General features: G+C 50.3%; 18 protein-coding genes and 1 tRNA gene. 11 read left to right on the forward strand and 8 right to left on the reverse strand.

The features are described from left to right. Nucleotides 1-14: 14 nt before the first annotated feature. The 4 genes from SYN6312_RS11625 to tpiA form a co-directional block, all read right to left on the reverse strand. Complete coding sequence (locus SYN6312_RS11625) at nt 15-731, reverse strand: Stp1/IreP family PP2C-type Ser/Thr phosphatase (RefSeq protein WP_015125076.1); 717 nt, start codon at nt 729-731, stop codon at nt 15-17. Between the two features lie 57 nt (nt 732-788). Further along, nucleotides 789-2,465, reverse strand: a complete 1,677-nt coding sequence (locus SYN6312_RS11630) for an AarF/ABC1/UbiB kinase family protein (RefSeq protein WP_051021122.1) — start codon at nt 2,463-2,465, stop codon at nt 789-791. Nucleotides 2,466-2,565: 100 nt separating this feature from the next. Beyond that, entirely contained in the window at nt 2,566-2,868 is a 303-nt protein-coding gene (locus tag SYN6312_RS11635) for a DUF6825 family protein (protein ID WP_015125078.1), read from the reverse strand. 66 nt (nt 2,869-2,934) lie between these two features. Beyond that, entirely contained in the window at nt 2,935-3,666 is a 732-nt protein-coding gene (tpiA, locus tag SYN6312_RS11640; RefSeq protein WP_015125079.1) for a triose-phosphate isomerase, read from the reverse strand. Nucleotides 3,667-3,907: 241 nt separating this feature from the next. Between tpiA and hisB the strand changes: the two genes are divergently transcribed. From hisB to recJ, 4 genes are all read left to right on the forward strand, one after another. Further along, nucleotides 3,908-4,510, forward strand: coding sequence for an imidazoleglycerol-phosphate dehydratase HisB (hisB, locus tag SYN6312_RS11645; RefSeq protein ID WP_051021124.1), 603 nt, complete (start codon nt 3,908-3,910; stop codon nt 4,508-4,510). Between the two features lie 92 nt (nt 4,511-4,602). After that, nucleotides 4,603-4,674: transfer RNA gene (locus SYN6312_RS11650), tRNA-Gly, on the forward strand. 113 nt (nt 4,675-4,787) lie between these two features. Next, nucleotides 4,788-5,807, forward strand: coding sequence for an ABC transporter ATP-binding protein (locus SYN6312_RS11655; protein WP_015125081.1), 1,020 nt, complete (start codon nt 4,788-4,790; stop codon nt 5,805-5,807). A gap of 114 nt (nt 5,808-5,921) precedes the next feature. Beyond that, nucleotides 5,922-8,273: a single-stranded-DNA-specific exonuclease RecJ gene (recJ, locus tag SYN6312_RS11660; protein WP_015125082.1), complete on the forward strand. Its 2,352-nt coding sequence runs from the start codon at nt 5,922-5,924 to the stop codon at nt 8,271-8,273. Between the two features lie 20 nt (nt 8,274-8,293). On the opposite strand, the gene SYN6312_RS11665 is transcribed toward recJ, so the two are convergent. Beyond that, a complete protein-coding gene (locus SYN6312_RS11665) occupies nt 8,294-8,932 on the reverse strand; it encodes a DUF3782 domain-containing protein (RefSeq protein ID WP_015125083.1) in 639 nt (212 codons plus the stop codon). A 216-nt stretch (nt 8,933-9,148) separates the two neighbouring features. On the opposite strand from SYN6312_RS11665, the gene SYN6312_RS11670 reads away from it, so the two are divergent. Beyond that, nucleotides 9,149-9,355 carry a hypothetical protein gene (locus SYN6312_RS11670; protein WP_015125084.1) on the forward strand — a complete coding sequence of 69 codons (207 nt, stop codon included), beginning with the start codon at nt 9,149-9,151 and terminating at the stop codon, nt 9,353-9,355. Between the two features lie 14 nt (nt 9,356-9,369). On the opposite strand, the gene sufB is transcribed toward SYN6312_RS11670, so the two are convergent. Next, on the reverse strand, nt 9,370-10,806 hold the full coding sequence (sufB, locus tag SYN6312_RS11675; RefSeq protein ID WP_015125085.1) for a Fe-S cluster assembly protein SufB: 1,437 nt from the start codon (nt 10,804-10,806) through the stop codon (nt 9,370-9,372). A gap of 200 nt (nt 10,807-11,006) precedes the next feature. On the opposite strand from sufB, the gene sufR reads away from it, so the two are divergent. The 4 genes from sufR to SYN6312_RS11695 all read left to right on the forward strand — a co-directional run bounded on the left by sufR (nt 11,007) and on the right by SYN6312_RS11695 (nt 13,838). Continuing rightward, nucleotides 11,007-11,675, forward strand: coding sequence for an iron-sulfur cluster biosynthesis transcriptional regulator SufR (sufR, locus tag SYN6312_RS11680; protein ID WP_015125086.1), 669 nt, complete (start codon nt 11,007-11,009; stop codon nt 11,673-11,675). Nucleotides 11,676-11,726: 51 nt separating this feature from the next. Then, on the forward strand, nt 11,727-12,530 hold the full coding sequence (gene minD, locus SYN6312_RS11685; RefSeq protein WP_015125087.1) for a septum site-determining protein MinD: 804 nt from the start codon (nt 11,727-11,729) through the stop codon (nt 12,528-12,530). A gap of 2 nt (nt 12,531-12,532) precedes the next feature. Further along, a complete protein-coding gene (gene minE / locus SYN6312_RS11690; protein ID WP_015125088.1) occupies nt 12,533-12,847 on the forward strand; it encodes a cell division topological specificity factor MinE in 315 nt (104 codons plus the stop codon). Between the two features lie 226 nt (nt 12,848-13,073). Further along, the gene (locus tag SYN6312_RS11695; RefSeq protein WP_083853559.1) at nt 13,074-13,838 is read left to right on the forward strand and encodes a carbohydrate ABC transporter permease; all 765 of its coding nucleotides are present in this window, start codon (nt 13,074-13,076) and stop codon (nt 13,836-13,838) included. Nucleotides 13,839-13,867: 29 nt separating this feature from the next. Here SYN6312_RS11695 and SYN6312_RS11700 read toward each other — a convergent pair whose 3' ends face one another. Continuing rightward, nucleotides 13,868-14,386, reverse strand: a complete 519-nt coding sequence (locus tag SYN6312_RS11700; protein ID WP_015125091.1) for a type IV pilin-like G/H family protein — start codon at nt 14,384-14,386, stop codon at nt 13,868-13,870. A 178-nt stretch (nt 14,387-14,564) separates the two neighbouring features. Here SYN6312_RS11700 and SYN6312_RS11705 point away from each other — a divergent pair, with 178 nt between their 5' ends. Together SYN6312_RS11705 and SYN6312_RS11710 are read left to right on the forward strand one after the other, a co-directional pair. Further along, on the forward strand, nt 14,565-15,554 hold the full coding sequence (locus tag SYN6312_RS11705) for an SDR family oxidoreductase (protein WP_015125092.1): 990 nt from the start codon (nt 14,565-14,567) through the stop codon (nt 15,552-15,554). A gap of 18 nt (nt 15,555-15,572) precedes the next feature. Further along, nucleotides 15,573-16,508 (forward strand): NAD(+) kinase, encoded by a 936-nt coding sequence (locus tag SYN6312_RS11710; protein WP_041430838.1) that lies wholly within the window; start codon nt 15,573-15,575, stop codon nt 16,506-16,508. A 4-nt stretch (nt 16,509-16,512) separates the two neighbouring features. On the opposite strand, the gene SYN6312_RS11715 is transcribed toward SYN6312_RS11710, so the two are convergent. After that, on the reverse strand, nt 16,513-17,520 hold the full coding sequence (locus SYN6312_RS11715; RefSeq protein WP_015125094.1) for an ArsJ-associated glyceraldehyde-3-phosphate dehydrogenase: 1,008 nt from the start codon (nt 17,518-17,520) through the stop codon (nt 16,513-16,515). Between the last annotated feature and the right edge of the window lie 97 nt (nt 17,521-17,617).

The raw sequence follows: 17,617 nt of genomic DNA on the forward strand, positions 1-17,617 counted from the left end.
TCAGCCCCCGTTATCTACAGGGTGACTAAAACAACAGTGATATTGTCTCTCCCCCCGCTGTCTTTAGCCGCATCCACTAGATTTTTGGCAGCCTCGGCTTGGTTTGGATCACTCACATAAATTTCTAGGAGTTCTTCTGTAAGTTCTTCGGTTAAGCCATCAGAGCAGAGTAAAAATCGGTCTCCGGCCTGGACTTGAATGGGTTCAATATCCACCGTCATTAAGTCTTCCCGCCCGAGGCATTGGGACAGGACGTGTCGCCAAGGATGATGTCGGGCTTGTTCAAGGGAAAGGGTTCCTAAACGCACGGCCTGGGCAATCCAGGTGTGGTCTTCGGTGACTTGGGCCAGTTTGTTATCCCGCCAATGATAGATGCGCGAGTCACCCACATGGGCGCACCAGGCCCGCTCGCCATCTAACAGCAACACTACGGCCGTTGTGCCCATATCTGACTGTTCAGCTTGATTCAGTTGTTCAGCCAAAATGGCCTGGTTGGCGGCGAAAAACGCATCTTTAAGGGTTTGGACAGGATCGAATGGCTGATGAGCTAAGTTCTTCTCTAAATGCTGACTAATTTTTTCAACCGCTAGCTGACTCGCCACTTCACCGCCGATATAACCACCCATGCCATCGGCCACAATAAAGAACCGTCCTTGGGGGTCATCTAACCAGAATGAGTCTTGATTGTTTTTGCGAACCAGCCCAGTATCCGTCAGCCCAATAAATTTCATCGTCTCAATGCGCTCACCTTTTCTTTATTAACCATAAACTGCGAGCCTGGCATTAGACTAAAACATCCGGTCATATTTATCAATGCGTAACAACAGGCGAATATAGGCAACTGCCACCCAGGCCACGACTGCTGCGGCTAAAACGGCTAACCAGATAAATTGATTGACGACTAAGATGGTTGCAGCCAGGGTAAAACTACCAATCAAGATCGTGTAATTCAGCCCCAAATTGGTATTACTGATCCGCCGTAGAATCCGATCACTTTCCACGGAGCGCACCCGTAACCGCAAATCCCCACTTTCCAGCTTGTCTAAGGTATCTTCTAATCGGCGGGGTAACCCGAGGGCGGAATTTCCCATCTGAGCAGCTTGGCGACTCAATTCCGAGAGGAGATTATCATTGTCGGAAAAATTACTATTAGTCATAAGTTGTGTCGCAAAAGGTTGAGCAACCTGCATAAAGTTAAAGTCCGGATCCAAGCCCTTGCCGACACCCTCTAGCGTGGAAAAGGCCCGCATGACAAAGGTAAAGGTTGCCGGAAATCGAAAGGGTTGGTCATAAGCAATTTCATATAAATCATCGCTAATCTTAGCTACAGACTGGACTTCAAAGGGCTGATCCATGAAATTATCCAGCATATACTGAATCGAACGGCGCACCGGGCCCATGTCATCCGTAGGCACTAAAGCTCCCAGTTCAACCAAGGACTGTACCACTTGATCACCATTGCGCTGGGCAATTCCCATGAAGGTTTTCAAGAGCTTGTCCCGGGTAACGGGCTGAACAGTCCCCATCATGCCAAAGTCATAGAAAATTAATTGCCCATTGGGACTTACGGCAATATTGCCTGGATGGGGATCTGCATGAAAAAAGCCATTGTCCAAAAGTTGGTGGAGATAGGCCCGCGCTCCCAATTGGGCGAGTACTTTCCGATCTAGACCCGCAGCTTCAAGGGCTTCGTAGTGGCTAATTTTAATCCCTGGCATATATTCCAAAGCCAAGACCCGGGGGGAGGCATAGCGCCAATAGACCCGCGGCACCATGACCCAATCCATGGCTCGGAAATTGCGGCGAAAGGTATCGGCATTGCGCCCTTCGTTGAGATAGTCAATTTCTTCGTAGAGGATACGGCAACACTCGTCATAAATGCCCATCCAGTCGCGCCCGCGCCCCCAACTGGGATGATTTTGGAAGTAGCGGGCAATCCCTTTGAGAATGTCGAGGTCAATGGCAAATAGCTGACGTAAGCCCGGCCGTTGCACTTTGACAACCACTTCTTCGCCAGATTGCAATTGGGCTTTATGGACTTGGCCTAAACTAGCTGCTGCCAGGGGAATCGGGTCGAAACTCCGAAAAAGTTCCGGGATGGTGCGGCCAAAATCCTCTTGGATGATCTGCGAGACCTGTTCGTAACTGAAGGCCGGGACTCGATCTTGAAGTTTGGAGAGTTCTTCGACATATTCTGCTGGAAACAGATCGGCTCGGGTTGAAAAGAGTTGACCGAGTTTAATAAAGGTGGGACCCAGGTCTAAAAAGGTGTCTCGAATCCAAATGGCTTGCTTCCGTCTGCGGGTGGTGCGTTTTTCATCACTCATGCCCCCCGGATAGCTCCAGGCCTGGCCCAGTCGCCACCGCCGAAAGAGAAACTGCCAAACAAAAGACCAAATATCAATGAAGCGCCGTTTCCGGGAATATTTCTGCCGATTCCAACGATAGGCTTTTTGGGTTGGCATTAGCCCGACAGTAGTTTCCGGCGGCACAGACACAGCGATTCCTTCTTCTAGGGGCAGTGACTCCTGTTGCGAATTGTAACGAACTTCGGCGGCTGTCACATTAAGCTTGGCGATAATTCAACAGGGCAGACCGTAAGCGGGCAATTTCGGCTCGTAATTCATCAATGGTAGCTTGCAGGTCTTGGCTGGGTTCGCTGCTGGGGCTGGTGGTGGCGACTTGGCTGGCTACGGTTTCGGCCCGTTCCATGACTTGCCCAGTAAATTGCCGTAACCGTTCCCGCTGTTCAGCATCAAATTTGCCTAATTCACTGAGAATATCCGTTAGGCAGTGGGTGGCATTTTCCCGTAAAACTTCAGCCGCAGCCCGGCCGAGAAAAAATGCATGGAGGGGAGATTGACTCATGAATTTCCTATCACAACGCTCAAGGCAAACGCCCAAATTATAACCTGTTCCGCCCGTTGGCTGCTTTTAGGCTCCCTCGTAATTGACAATCCGGGCAAAACTACTGGCCTGGAGACTGGCTCCCCCCACCAATGCGCCATTGATTTCCGGTTGGGCCATAATTTGATCGATGTTTTGGGGATTGACGGAGCCACCGTATTGGATTGTGACTTCGGGATTCTTTAACTGACTACGAATCATGCCAATGACCCGATTAGCCTCGGTATCAGCGCAGGTATCCCCTGTCCCAATGGCCCAGATTGGTTCATAGGCAATGACGAGGTTGGTTGGATCAATGCCCTGGAGGCCAATTTCAAGCTGGCTCATAATATGGGTTTCGGTTTCGCCCGCATCCCGTTGAGCTTTACTTTCGCCCACACAAAGAATTGGGGTTAAGCCATGGGCCTGGGCGGCTTTCAGGCGTTGATTGACGGTGGTATCGGTTTCACCAAAATATTGCCGCCGTTCGCTGTGGCCAATCACGACATAACGCACCCCCATTTCCGTCAGCATCGGGGCCGAGATTTCACCTGTAAACGCACCTTGGTCTTGCCAGTGGACATTTTGCGCCCCTAGCTGCACCCGGCTGCCATGAAGATTCTTGGATAAACAGAGCAAATCGGTAAACGGGACACAGAGGACGACTTGACGGGTTTCGGGGGTGATATCTAAGGAAGGTAAAAATTCATGTAAAAACTCGACCGCCTCGGCCTGGGTTTTATACATTTTCCAATTACCAGCAATAATAGTCCTAGGCACTGACGTTTACTATCCTGAAAAATAACGTTTGCAATGATTCCCGCAACACGAAATCAAGGCTTGAGAGACCTGATGGGGTTGGTTTTCGGGATTTGTGTAGAATTAGTTTACGCTGCCATGGCTTTCTTTCCCTAATAATTTTTCAAGCTTTATCCATTTCTACCTCCCCCCTATGCATCCCGAACTTGAATCTGTTCCGCTCCAGTCTCTGCCAGGCCAACCGAGTCTTGCCCCACTGATCATGACACCTCCCCGCCAGGCCAGGGTCGAGCGCAAAACGGGGGAAACGGATGTCTTGGTCAATCTGAATTTAGATGGCAGCGGCGGGGCGGACAACCATACAGGGATTCCATTTTTAGACCATATGTTGGATCAAATTGCCTCCCATGGCCTGGTGGATGTGCAAGTTCAGGCGACCGGGGATTTACACATTGACGACCACCACACCAATGAAGATGTTGGGATTACCCTGGGAATGGCGTTGGATCGGGCGTTGGGAGATCGGCGGGGAATTCAGCGATTTGGCCACTTTGTTGCCCCCTTAGATGAAGCCTTAGTTGAGGTGGTCATGGACTTTTCCGGGCGGCCCCATTTGACCTATGGCCTGGAGATTCCAACTCAGCGGGTGGGGACTTACGATACTCAACTGGTACGAGAATTTTTCGTGGCGGTTGTCACCCAGGCCCGGCTCACGCTCCATATCCGTCAATTAGATGGGATTAACTCTCACCACATTATTGAAGCCACATTCAAAGCCTTTGCCCGCGCCTTACGCATGGCTGTTGCTCCCGACCCGCGTCGCTTACAGACCATTCCCAGTTCTAAAGGGATTATTCAAGCTTAGGTGAGGTTGGGCAGGAAACCCAAAAGGGAATCCCCAAGACTCAGGGCCTGTGATATTCTAGAAGTCCCAATGGTAAAGAGCCATTTTCCAATGCGGGTGTAATTCAGTGGTAGAATGCAAGCTTCCCAAGCTTGACGTCGTGGGTTCGAGTCCCATCGCCCGCTTTTTGCGTTTATTTTTCTGAAACTTGAACTCTGCTTAAACCTAAGTTTTGCAAGTAAAATTACACCGGTCTCAAAAAGTGGGGACAATGGTAGGGAAGGGAGTAGGAAAGATTATGACTACTGCGGTTCGGGTTGAACATTTGAAAAAATCCTATGGGGCTGTCCAGGCCTGTCGGGATGTCACCTTTACGATTGAACCTGGGGAAATTTTCGGACTTTTGGGGCCCAATGGGGCGGGTAAAACAACGACATTACGCTGCTTATCCACGCTGACCCAGGCCGATGCCGGGATTTTAGAAATCGCGGGGACAGATGTGGGGCAATTTCCCAAATTAGTCCGGCAAAAACTCGGCTATGTGGCCCAAGAAGTTGCCTTGGATAAGGTCTTAACGGGGCGGGAACTCCTACAACTCCAGGCCGCGATTTATCATTTACCGTCTGCTCAAATTGCCTCACGAATTAACAAAATTGTTGATGTCCTTGGCCTGGGGGAATGGATTGACCGCAAATGTGGCACCTATTCCGGCGGGATTCGGAAACGTTTAGACCTCGCCGCGGGCCTGTTGCATCAACCCCAAGTTTTGATTTTGGATGAGCCGACTGTGGGCCTGGATATTGAAAGCCGGGTGGTAATTTGGGACTTTTTACGACAACTCCGCCAAGGTGGAATCACTGTTTTATTGACAAGTCATTACCTGGAAGAAGTAGATTTACTAGCGGATCGAGTTGCAATTATTGATCAAGGCCAGGTCATTGCCTCGGATACACCTCAGGCCCTGAAGGATCAAGTGGGTGGGGAACGGATTACGTTACGGATTCGGGAATTTACCTCAGACCAAGAAGCCAATCAGGCCAAGGAACTCATTCAAGGCATAGACTTTGTGCAAACTGTCATTATCAATGCAGCCCAAGGTAACTCCCTGAATTTGGTCATTCAATCCAATCCCAATGCTCTGAGTGCGATTCAAACGACTCTCGCCCAGGCCAACTTGCCGATTTTTGGGATTGCCCAGGCCCGCCCTAGTTTGGATGATGTGTATTTGGCTGCTACGGGTAAAACCCTCATGGATGCTGAATTAGCGGCCGTCGGGAAACGGGATGAGAAAAAAGAGCGAAAACAGAATATGCGCTGAAATCCCCAGGCCTGGGATTCAAGAGATTTTTTCCTTTGCCGTGATGAAGAATACGGTCGTTTTTGAGATTTGCTCTGATACTGGATCTGATAAGAGTTTTTTGATTCCAATTTCATGGCCAGTCTTCCCAATCAACGTTGGCAAATTCACCCCCCGGCCTCGCAGGCTCAGGCGATTGCCCAGGCCCATGATCTCAGTCCGATTGTGGCTCAACTCCTGATTAATCGCGGCCTAACCAACACTGAAGCCATTCAAGGGTTTCTCAATCCCCAATCTCTCCATTTGCCTGCTCCCAATACCGCCTTTGCCGACTTGGATATTGCCGTAGAACTGTTGCGCCAAGTGATTATGAAGGGGGAGAAAATTGCCATTTGCGGAGATTATGATGCCGATGGGATGACCAGTACAGCCCTACTGTTGCGAGCTTTACGGGCCGTGGGGGCCACTGTGGATTATGAAATTCCCAGTCGGATGCAGGAGGGCTATGGCATTAATCACCGGATTGTGGAGGACTGTCATCGGCGCGGGGTCAAGGTGATTCTGACCGTGGATAACGGGATTGCCGCCCCTGGCCCAATTGCCCTGGCCCGCCAACTGGGATTAATTGTCATCATCACGGATCATCATGATTTACCGCCAGAACTGCCCCCAGCCCAGGCCATCCTCAATCCCAAACTCTTACCAACCGAATCTCCCTATGCGGTTTTAGCCGGAGTTGGGGTGGCCTATATCTTAGGGATCAGTGTCGCCCAGGCCTTTGGCCAAATGAAGGATTTAGTCCGGCCACTGTTGGAGCTTTGTACCCTGGGAACGATTGCGGATTTGGCCAGTCTGACGGGAGTGAATCGCCGCTGGGTGCAACGGGGCCTGGTCACGATTCCTCAATCCACCTTAGTTGGAATTCAAGCCTTAATGACGGTGGCAAAATGTCGGCCCGAAGATAATGCGGCCCTAAAACCAACCGCCGTGGGATTTCGTTTGGGGCCACGGATTAATGCCATTGGCCGGATTGGGGATCCCCAGGTGGTGATTGATTTATTGACCACAGAGGAGCCGCTCCAGGCCCAGGCCCTGGCCGAAATTTGTGAGGAAACCAATCGCCGCCGCCAAGAATTAACCGAAAGCATTACCGCCGAAGCCATTGCTCAAGTTGAAGCGGCCCAATTGGATTTACTGGCAAAGCGGGTATTAGTCCTCGTCAAAGTGGGTTGGCATCATGGGGTGATTGGGATTGTTGCCTCTCGGTTGGTGGAGCGGTATGGTGTGCCCGTGTTCATTGCCACCGAAGAAGGTGAGACTCACCTGCGCGGCTCGGCCCGCGGGATTCCGGAATTTGATGTCTTTGCCGCGTTGCAATATTCCGGGGACTTACTGGAAAAATTTGGCGGACATCGGGCGGCGGGGGGCTTTAGTCTGGAAAAAGTGAAACTCTCGGACTGGCGGAAAAGGCTCGCCGAATTTGCTAATCAATGCCTGCAACCGGAACATCTCAAGCCCTTGATTGCCCTCGATGCCGAGATTCCCCTGAGTGAGATTACCCTTGACCTTTGGCAGCAACTCCAGGCCCTGCAACCCTGTGGACTAGGCAACCCAGAACCCCTCTTTTGTAGCCGGAATGTCCAAGTCCAAGAGCAACGCCTCTTTGGCCCCAATCAAACCCATCTGATGCTGACCCTGACCCAACCCGCACCCCAAACGGGAGAATTGATCTCTCAAAAAGCCAAGGCCTGGAACTGGAGTAGTTATTACCCCCTCCCCGCTGAGGTTGATGTGGCTTACACCCTGGAAGAAAATACCTGGCAAGGCAACACCACCCTAGAACTCCGTTTAGTCGGCGTACAATCTGCGGCTTCTCCCCTAGCCAAAGGAAAACCGAAAACTGCCAATCGGACTAGCCTTGGAGTCAATCCCTCGGCCAATCACCCCAATTTAATCGTCCAATGCCCTGAACCGCCGACCTATCCCCGCCCCGCCGCTTGGCTAGAGTTAGAGGATCTGCTGAGGCTCCTGGCGACCCTGAATGGCCGAGTCCTTCTCTATGGGGATCAATGCCCCTACATTTCCACCCAATCTACGCCCGCCCACATTGACTACGACCGCCCCCACCAGGCCTGTGACACCTTTTTGCTTTGGAACCTACCCCCCTCGCTGACCCATTTACGTTGGTTACTCGCTAAGGGCCAACCCCAACAAGTCTATGTCCGCAACCAGGCCCCGAGCCTCCCCACCGCCACAGAGTTAAAAATGAAACTTAGTATCGCCCTCAGTCAATTAGATGGAAATACGGTCAATCTCCTGGCCTGGGGCCAAACCCACTGGGTCGCACCGTCAACGATTGTGGCCGCTTTACGGGAATTGGGCCATGACTGTGAAGGCTATCGGGCCACCCTGGGCCTGGAACAAGAACTGAATCGGCTTTCCCGTTGGTATGCTTATACCCCCGCAGAACTAGCCCAACTCAGCTAATCACAGGAACAAATTACTGACTAAAAAGATTGCGGCACAAAATTAGCAGGTATATCCAAGGAAAAAACTTCATCTTGAATCCGGGCCACATAAATCCCTTCTTGTAAAATCCGCTCCCGTAACTCTGGCCCCATATCCACCGCTGCCAAAATCCCATAGAGTTGCTTGCCTTGATGTTCTGGAAAAAACTGACGAAAACGGCTGAGGAGATTTTTTAACTGGGTCAGGGCCTCTTCTCGGGCATGGCTTTTAACTTCGACGACATACACGGCATTCACGTCCCCATTGCTATAGGCGAGAACATCAATTTCAATATGCTGTCCCCCTTTGCTGACCCGAACACTGGGGCTAATCACCTCCAGGCCAAATTGGTCTCGTAAAATCCGCTCCATTGAGGGTAAAGCTAAACCTTCTGTAAAACTGCCAAACTTAGCCCCCAGTCCCCCAATTTGTTTGCCGAGTTCTCGCAACTGTTGACCGGTTTCTTTCAGCTGTTGACCGGTTTCTCTCAGATGGCGGTCGGTTTCTCTCAGATGGCGGTCGGTTTCTTTTAACTGGCGATCGGTCTCTTGTTGGGATTGCTTTAATTCTTGTTGAGACTCAGCTAGGTCTAGGAGAATTTGCCAAATATCTTCAGCAGCAGTGGAGGTTGTTGTCATTGGAGTTTGGCCTGGACAGGATACAGCTTGATCCTAAACCAAGAACCCCAGCACAATTCAGGCTGTCTTCTCAATTCATCGTTCAAAGAATGAATAGGTCGAATTGCCAGACGGATTTGATCAGACAATCTCGGAAGCATCTCCAGCCTACATCTCGTCAAAATAGGTCATGTTATATTCCTAAGGCTAGATCCATTCCTCAACCTGTGAAAATCAATGACTGCTGCTGAACTTGCTGCCTATATGGAAGCCACCGATAAAATTGCCCAGCCCTGGTTACTAGCCCAGTTGCGCCTGACCAAACTTCAAGAGCAACGCAGCGAACTATCCCCGGAAGTCTATGCCCAGGCCCTGGCAGATATTCATGGGGATTTGATGCGCTTAGGGGAGTGGTGGCATGAACAGGAAGAGGATGTTTTTTAGGGTCTTAGCCAGAATTAACCAACGCTGCCTTCTAGTTTCAAACTCAATAGCCGATCAGCTTCCACTGCAAATTCCATCGGTAACTGGTTAAAAACATCCCGACAAAATCCACTAATCATCATCGAAACCGCATCCTCGGCGGAAATACCTCGCTGGGCAAAGTAAAATAACTGGTCTTCGCCAATTTTGGAGGTGGAGGCTTCATGTTCGACTTGGGCCGTGTGATTTTGAACTTGAATATAGGGAAAGGTGTTAGCCCCGGCCTGGTCACCAATCAACATTGAGTCGCATTGGGAATAATTACGGGCTCCAATCGCCTTTGGCCCCATCTTCACCAGGCCCCGGTAACTATTTTGGGAACGCCCTGCCGAAATCCCCTTAGAAATAATTGTGCTGCGGGTGTTTTTGCCCACATGAATCATCTTGGTACCGGTATCCGCTTGCTGACAGTTATTGGTCAGGGCAACTGAGTAAAATTCACCAACCGAATGATCACCAATCAAGACACAACTGGGATATTTCCAGGTAATCGCTGAGCCGGTTTCCACTTGTGTCCAAGAGATTTTCGAGTTTTTGCCCTGACATAAACCCCGCTTGGTGACAAAGTTATAGATTCCCCCCTTGCCATTGACATCCCCGGCATACCAGTTTTGCACCGTAGAATATTTAATTTCCGCATTGTCAAGGGCCACCAATTCTACCACTGCGGCATGGAGTTGATTTGTGTCAAACATCGGCGCGGTACAGCCTTCTAAATAGGTAACAGAAGCTCCCGACTCAGCAATAATTAAAGTCCGCTCAAACTGCCCAGAATCTCCGTTGTTAATCCGAAAATAGGTGGACAAGTCCATGGGGCATTTGGTGTCTTTGGGGATATAAACAAAGGAGCCATCACTGAACACGGCTGAATTGAGCGCGGCAAAAAAGTTATCACCCACGGGAACGACACTACCAAGATATTTCTCGACTAATTCTGGGTAGTCATGGACGGCTTCGGAAATGGAGCAAAAAATTACCCCATGCTTGGCTAAGTCTTTCCGAAAGGTGGTCGCAACAGACACACTATCAAAGACTGCATCTACGGCAACATTGCTCAAGCGTTTCTGTTCCGAGAGGGGAATCCCTAACTTTTCAAAGGTCTCCAAGAGTACCGGATCTACCTCTTCCAGGCTATTCAACTTGGCTGCTTGCTTGGGAGCCGAATAGTAAATAATGTCTTGGTAGTTAATCGGCGGGTAATGAACATGGGGCCAAGTGGGTTCGGTCATTTGTAACCATTGCCGATAGGCCTTGAGACGAAACGCCAACATAAATTCTGGTTCATTCTTTTTGGTAGAAATGAGGCGGATCACATCTTCATCCAGGCCCCGTGGAATGGTTTCCGACTCAATCTCGGTGACAAAACCATACTTATAGGGTTGATTAACAAGGGACTGAACCGTAGCAGACATGCGAGTGTTCTCTTTGGGAATTCAAGCAGTGGACAAGTAACTAAGCCGGATCGGGAAAATGGTAGGATAATTAAACAACAAGAAAGTTTTCTTAATCCTATGCTAATTTAGCAACATCTTTGTTGTCAAAGTCAAGGTTGCCGTTGCCCTGTTCCCTGGTTGTCCTAGTGGTTTTACCCCTTCTAATTCTCTAACCTGCTGTGTCCATTACCCTCACGACTAAACAGGAAATCCTTGATTATCTCTTACATCAGGGCCAGGCCTCAGCCCAAGAGTTAGCCCAGGCCCTAGCTGTCAGTCCCCAGGCCATTCGCCGACACCTGAAGGATTTAGAAGAAGAACAGTTAATCCGCTATGAAGTGCAAGCCAATGGTGTGGGTCGCCCCCATAATCATTATTCCCTGACGGATATTGGCCGTGACCGCCTCCGTACCCTGCCCAATACCACCCCTGGCCGCAATGAATTTGCCCTCGAGCTTTTGGATACCCTGACCGAAACCTTGGGGCAGTCCCAAATGGAAGAGATTCTTCATCAACAATGGAAACGCAAAGCCGCCATCTATCTCCAACAACTAGGAGAGCAGCCCTTGATGGAGCGGTTAGCTGGCCTGGTCAAGCTGCGACAAAGCGAGGGGTATCGAGCCGAATTTTTTCCGGTGGATTCGGATCATCAGCCGCCTAAAAAATTCGTCCTGACAGAGTATAACTGTGCCATTGCCAATGTGGCCAAAGCCTTTCCCTCTATCTGTGATCATGAATTGGAGATGTTTGCCGCGGCCTTGCCGGATTGTCAGGTGACGCGCACCCACTGGTTGGTTAATGGGGAACATCGCTGTGGCTATTTAATTGCTTGGGCGGGATTGGGGTAAACTGAATTAGCTAAATTTTTCCAATTGACTTAAGGATTCTGGCACAGGTTCATGGGGCGCATTATTGTCATTACGTCGGGCAAAGGCGGGGTCGGCAAAACCACAACCAGTGCAAATTTGGGCATGGCCCTCGCTCGACAGCAAAAATCTGTAGCCCTGATTGATGCTGACTTTGGTTTGCGGAATTTAGACCTGCTTCTGGGCCTGGAAAACCGGGTGGTTTATACCGCCATTGATGTCTTAAGCGGCCATTGTCGGTTGGATCAGGCTCTGGTGCGTGATAAGCGACAGAATCAACTTGTTCTTTTACCTGCTGCCCAAAGCCGCACTAAAGAAGCGATTACCGCCGAACAAATGCGCCAATTAGCTGGAGCCTTAACCAAAAAATTTGACTATGTGTTGATTGACTGCCCTGCCGGAATTGAAGGGGGGTTTCGCAATGCCATTGCCCCAGCCCAAGAAGCGATTATTGTCACAACTCCCGAAATTGCTGCGGTGCGTGATGCGGATCGGGTGATCGGCCTCCTAGAGGCTAACCGAATCCACAATACTCAACTGATTTTGAATCGGCTGCGGCCGGCGATGGTAAAAGCTAATGACATGATGTCGGTGTCAGATGTGCAGGAAATTCTCTCGATTCCGCTCTTGGGAATTGTCCCAGAAGATGAAAAAGTGATTGTTTCTACAAACAAAGGTGAACCCCTCGTCTTGGCAGAATCCCTTTCCTTAGCCGGTCAGGCCTATGTGAATATTGCCCGGCGGATGGGGGGAGAAACCGTAGAATTTTTGGACCTACAGGGAGAAAGTGACGGGATGTTTGCCAGGCTGAAACGGCTACTCACCAGGAAGCTCTAGCCATGATTACGGATCTCTTAGAACGGATTTTTCCCCGCCAGCAAACCAGCCGTCAACAGGTCAAGCAACGCCTGAAACTGGTACTAGCCCACGACCGCTGTGATCTCAACCCCGAAATTCTCGAGCACCTTCGCCAAGACATTCTAGAAGTCGTTTCCCGCTATGTGGAACTGGATTTAGATGCCCTAGATTTTTCCCTAGAGTCGGATCAACGCACCACAGCTTTGATTGCCAACTTACCGATTCGGCGGGTCAAACTCCCAACACCTACTGAAGAGAGTCCCGTCCCGATGCAACCCGATGGCTTGGAGCTTTAAGGTATCCCTTGCCATCACAATTGGAGCAAATCACGATGTTAGAAGCGACAGAATCCCTTGATTGGCCCAGCTTGATTGCCGGAGTTTTAGCCGGATTAATTATCTTGGGGGGTATGACAATGATGTTTACCACGGTCTGGACACGCAAGTGATTGGCAAGGTCCGCGCTACATACCTGCTTGCAACCGTCATTACCTATGCCATCCTTGGCCTGGTGGCGGTGGGGATGCTTCTCCCTTTGATTTGGCTAGTGAGTACAAGTTTTAAGTCTGCCGCTGAAAATATTTTTGCCTTCCCCCCCCAATGGTGGCCCCAGTCCCCGACTCTGGCTAACTTTCTCACCGTCTGGCAAACAAATCCTTTTGGGCAATATCTTTGGAATAGTACGCTTGTCGCAGTGCTGACGGTGATCCTGAATCTTTTCACCTCAGCCTTGGCGGCCTATCCCTTGGCAAGATTGGACTTTCGGGGCCGGGATACTATTTTTGCCTTGGTGCTGGCCACGATTATGATTCCGTTTCAGATCGTCATGATTCCCCTCTATATCCTGGCAGTTCAGTTAGGGCTGAGAAATACCTATTTAGGGATTATTTTTCCAGCGATTGCCTCGGCCTTTGGGATTTTTCTGTTGCGCCAGGCCTTTCAGGGGGTTCCCAAAGAGTTGGAAGAAGCGGCCCGTTTAGATGGGTGTTCGGAGTTGGGGTTGTGGTGGTTTGTGATGATCCCTGCCATTCGCCCGGCCTTAGTGACATTGGCGATTTTTGTCTTTATCGGGGCCTGGAGCGATTTCCTCTGGCCGCTGATTGTTTTAGACCAACAGGAACTCTATACCTTACCCATTGGGGTGGCTACCCTAGCTGGGACATTTTCGTTGGATTGGCGATTGATTGCGGCTGGTTCGGTAATTTCGATTGTGCCGGTGCTGATCGTCTTTTTACTACTGCAACGCTATATCATGCCCTCCCAGGCCAGCAGCGGTCTGAAAGGATAGGGCCGTTTCCTAAATGTCCCCAGTCAAGCTTATCGAGTTACTTCTGAAGCCGGAATCTGGATTGAACCATCTCCACAGGCCAGAGCATAGGGGGGTTGGCTCGGATCGGCTCCACGGATAATCCGCGGGTCAGCGGGTCGGATTTGCCCAGATATTTGATTTTGACAAATAATCGTGGTGACTTTTTGACTGCCATCCGGGGCTAAAAATGCCCCGCCGACATAGGCTTTCAATCCAGTTGCGTTGGGAGCAGTCGTGGGAATGACATAGCTATAGGCGGCTTCGGTGGTGGTTCGCACCGCATAGTCAAAAGTAGCGGGTAAGGTTGCGCCCATATATTGCTGAATACTGGGAACATCCGCCAGCCATTGCCCATTTTTTTGAAACACTGTCCGCTGGGTTTCGGTTATGTTAGCCACCGCATAAAGACCTTCCTGTTGAGCAATCTGGGCCTGGGTTTGAGCCAATGTTGCTGGGGCCATTCCACCCAGAATACTGAGAGCGGAGGCAAAACAGACGATCTGGGCACGACTGGGGCGACTTACCATGAGCAAACTTCCTGAATGACAGAGTTGAATTTCCTAAATTGTATGCGGACAGGGCCAGGCCAAAAAGAACTGCTAATTTTAGCCTAGGAAGACTTTTTATGATCCTGGAACCTTAATAAAAGTTTTACGAATTCTGATAAAGTATTACAAAAGTTAAGAATATATATCTGGAATTTTCATGAGCCTATTGGTTGTTGGCGCGACTGGCACTCTGGGGCGGCAAATTGTCCGGCGTGCTCTAGATGAAGGGTTATCAGTGCATTGTCTTGTCCGCAATCGGCGCAAAGCTGCATTTTTGAAGGAATGGGGGGCGCATCTGATCCCTGGGGATATTTGCGAACCCGAAACCTTACCACCAGCCTTAGAAGGAATAACCCAAGTCATTGATGCTGCCACAGCTCGCGCCACCGATAGCCTCAGTATTAAAGATGTCGATTGGCAAGGGAAAATCAACCTGATCCAGGCCTTAGAAAGGGCTAACATCCAGCGATACATCTTTTTCTCGATTATGGCAGCGGCGGACTATCCCCATGTGCCCTTAATGGACATTAAATATTGTACTGAAAAATTTATTCAAGAATCCACGCTGAACTATACCATCTTGCGCCCCTGCGGATTTTATCAAGGCTTAATTGGTCAGTATGCGATCCCCATTTTGGAAGGGCAGTCGGTTTGGTTGGTGGGCGAAAACACGCCTCTGGCTTACATGGACACCCAAGACCTGGCTAAGTTTGCCATCCAGGCCCTCAAGTCTCCCGCCACCGAACGCCAAAGTTATGATTTAGCCGGGCCCAAGGCCTGGGGGTCAGAGGATATTGTCCGAGTTTGTGAACGTCTGTCTGGAAAAACGGCCAAGATTACCCGGATTCCCCTGGGCTTACTACGCTCAACTCGGAACGTGGTCTCTTTCTTTGAGTGGGGCTGGAATGTTGCAGATCGGCTTGCGTTTACAGAAGTGATTGCGACTGGCAAACCCCTCAACTGTTCCATGGACAATACTTATCAAGCCTTTGAATTGGCCCCAGAAGCAACTTTAACCCTGGAAGCCTACATGCAGGAATATTTCAGCCGGATTATGCGTAAACTCAAGGAACTAGACTACGAAAAAAGCAAGCAGAAAAAACAATCCCGCAAGCGTAGCCCATTCAAATCCTCCAACGCGCCCTAAAACCCTTGGTACAGAGCAATTGTGAAAGCAGGGATCATTTACAACGAAGCCAAACCAGCGGCCGCCGATCTGGCCATTGAGATCAGGGACAAACTGGAGAGTTGGGGCTGGCAGGTTGGCATGGCCACAGGAGTCGGTGGGATTTTAGGCTATTCCCGGCCCGATAGTCCCGTTTGTCATACCCCCATTGATTGTTTAACTCCGCCGGGATTTGATGCCGAGATGAAATTTGCCTTGGTCTTAGGCGGGGATGGCACTGTTTTATCTGCATTTCGGCAACTTGCGCCCTGTGGTATTCCTCTCTTGACGATCAACACCGGCCACATGGGATTTTTGACCGAAGCCTATGTTGAAGAGGTGCCCCAGGCCCTTGAGCAGTTGGTCAGTGGTCAATACACCGTAGAAGACCGAACCATGTTAACCGTGCAGGTAATTCGCAAAAATGGCTGTAGCAATCCTGATGGGGTGGTGATTTGGGAAGCACTCTCGCTCAATGAGATGGTTTTACACAAAGAACCGTTAACAGGGATGTGTCACTTTGAGGTGGATGTGGGGTCGCACGAGCGGGTGGATATTGCCGCAGATGGGTTAATTCTCTCTACTCCAACAGGTTCCACGGCCTATGCGTTGTCGGCGGGCGGCCCAGTGATTACGCCCGGAGTTAATGTCTCCCAACTGGTGCCAATTTGTCCCCATTCTTTAGCGGCCCGCGCCCTCGTTTTTGCCAATACGGAACCGGTGCGAATTTATCCGGCTAACCCCTTTCGCCATTTAATTATGGTTGTGGATGGGAATGCCAGTTGCTATATCCAGCCGGAAGATCAAGTCTTTGTCAGTCGCTCTCCCTATGCTGCCCGGTTTATTCGCTTGCGGGATCCGGAGTTTTTCCATGTTCTCCGTCAGAAATTAGGGTGGGGGTTACCGCATAGTGCCAAACCCAGGCCCGGGGAGTAATTTTCTATCCAAGCTGGACAACCTTTTGGGCGAGTTCCACCATCCGATTTGAGTAGCCCCATTCATTGTCATACCAGGCCAGGATTTTGACCTGAGTCTCATCCACCACCATGGTTGACAGGCCATCAACAGTTCCAGAACGGGGGTCGCGGCAATAATCCACAGAGACTAGGGGACGTTCTTCATACCCCAGAATACCTTGGAGAATCGTTTCGGCAGCCGTTTTCAGGAGTTGATTCACTTCATTAACCGTGGTGGGTCGGGCCACTTCAAACACACAATCCGTTAAGGATGCATTCAGCAAGGGAACCCGCACCGCCAGGCCATTCAGTTTCCCCAAGAGTTCCGGATAGATCATCCCAATGGCCGTTGCTGATCCAGTCGTGGTGGGAATCAAAGACATCAAGGTAGAGCGGGCCCGGCGCAGATCTTGATGGGGGGCATCCACAACCACTTGGGTATTTGTCGCGTTATGGAGGGTGGTAATTAAACCATGCTCAATTCCCAGGCCCTCGTGAATGACTTTGACAATGGGGGCTAAACAATTGGTGGTACAGGAGGCGGCGGTGAGTAAATGATGCTCAGTTGGGTTATAGAGATGATCATTTACCCCCATGACAATGTTCAAGGCCTGGGATTTGACAGGTGCGGCAACAATCACCTTCTTCACCCCCTGCTCAAAATAGGTAGCCAGTTGCTCGGGTTGGCGAAATTTACCGGAAGATTCTAAAACCAGATCAATCTCTAATTCTTGCCAGGGGACAGCCGCCGGGGTAGCAAACTCAGAAAAGCTCAGGGCCCGATCCTTAATCCAAACTTTCTCCTCTTTGTCCGTCACCTCTGCTGGCCAAATCCCCTGCACCGAGTCAAACTTGAGCAAATGGGCCGCAGTTTCTACTCCGCCCTTAATTTCATTGATATGGACAAATTCCAACTCTGGCCGGCCCCACCCTGCCCGTAATGCCAAACGTCCAATCCGGCCAAAGCCATTAATCCCAACTCGCCAGGCCATGGGCTTTCCTCACGTACATACAACTACTCGACTGAGTTCAATATATCAAAAAAAATTGATAAGACTAATCCCCCTAACCCTTGGATGCCCTTGTCGC

The organism is Synechococcus sp. PCC 6312 (assembly GCF_000316685.1).
In the GTDB taxonomy this organism is placed as follows: Bacteria; Cyanobacteriota; Cyanobacteriia; order Thermosynechococcales; family Thermosynechococcaceae; genus Pseudocalidococcus.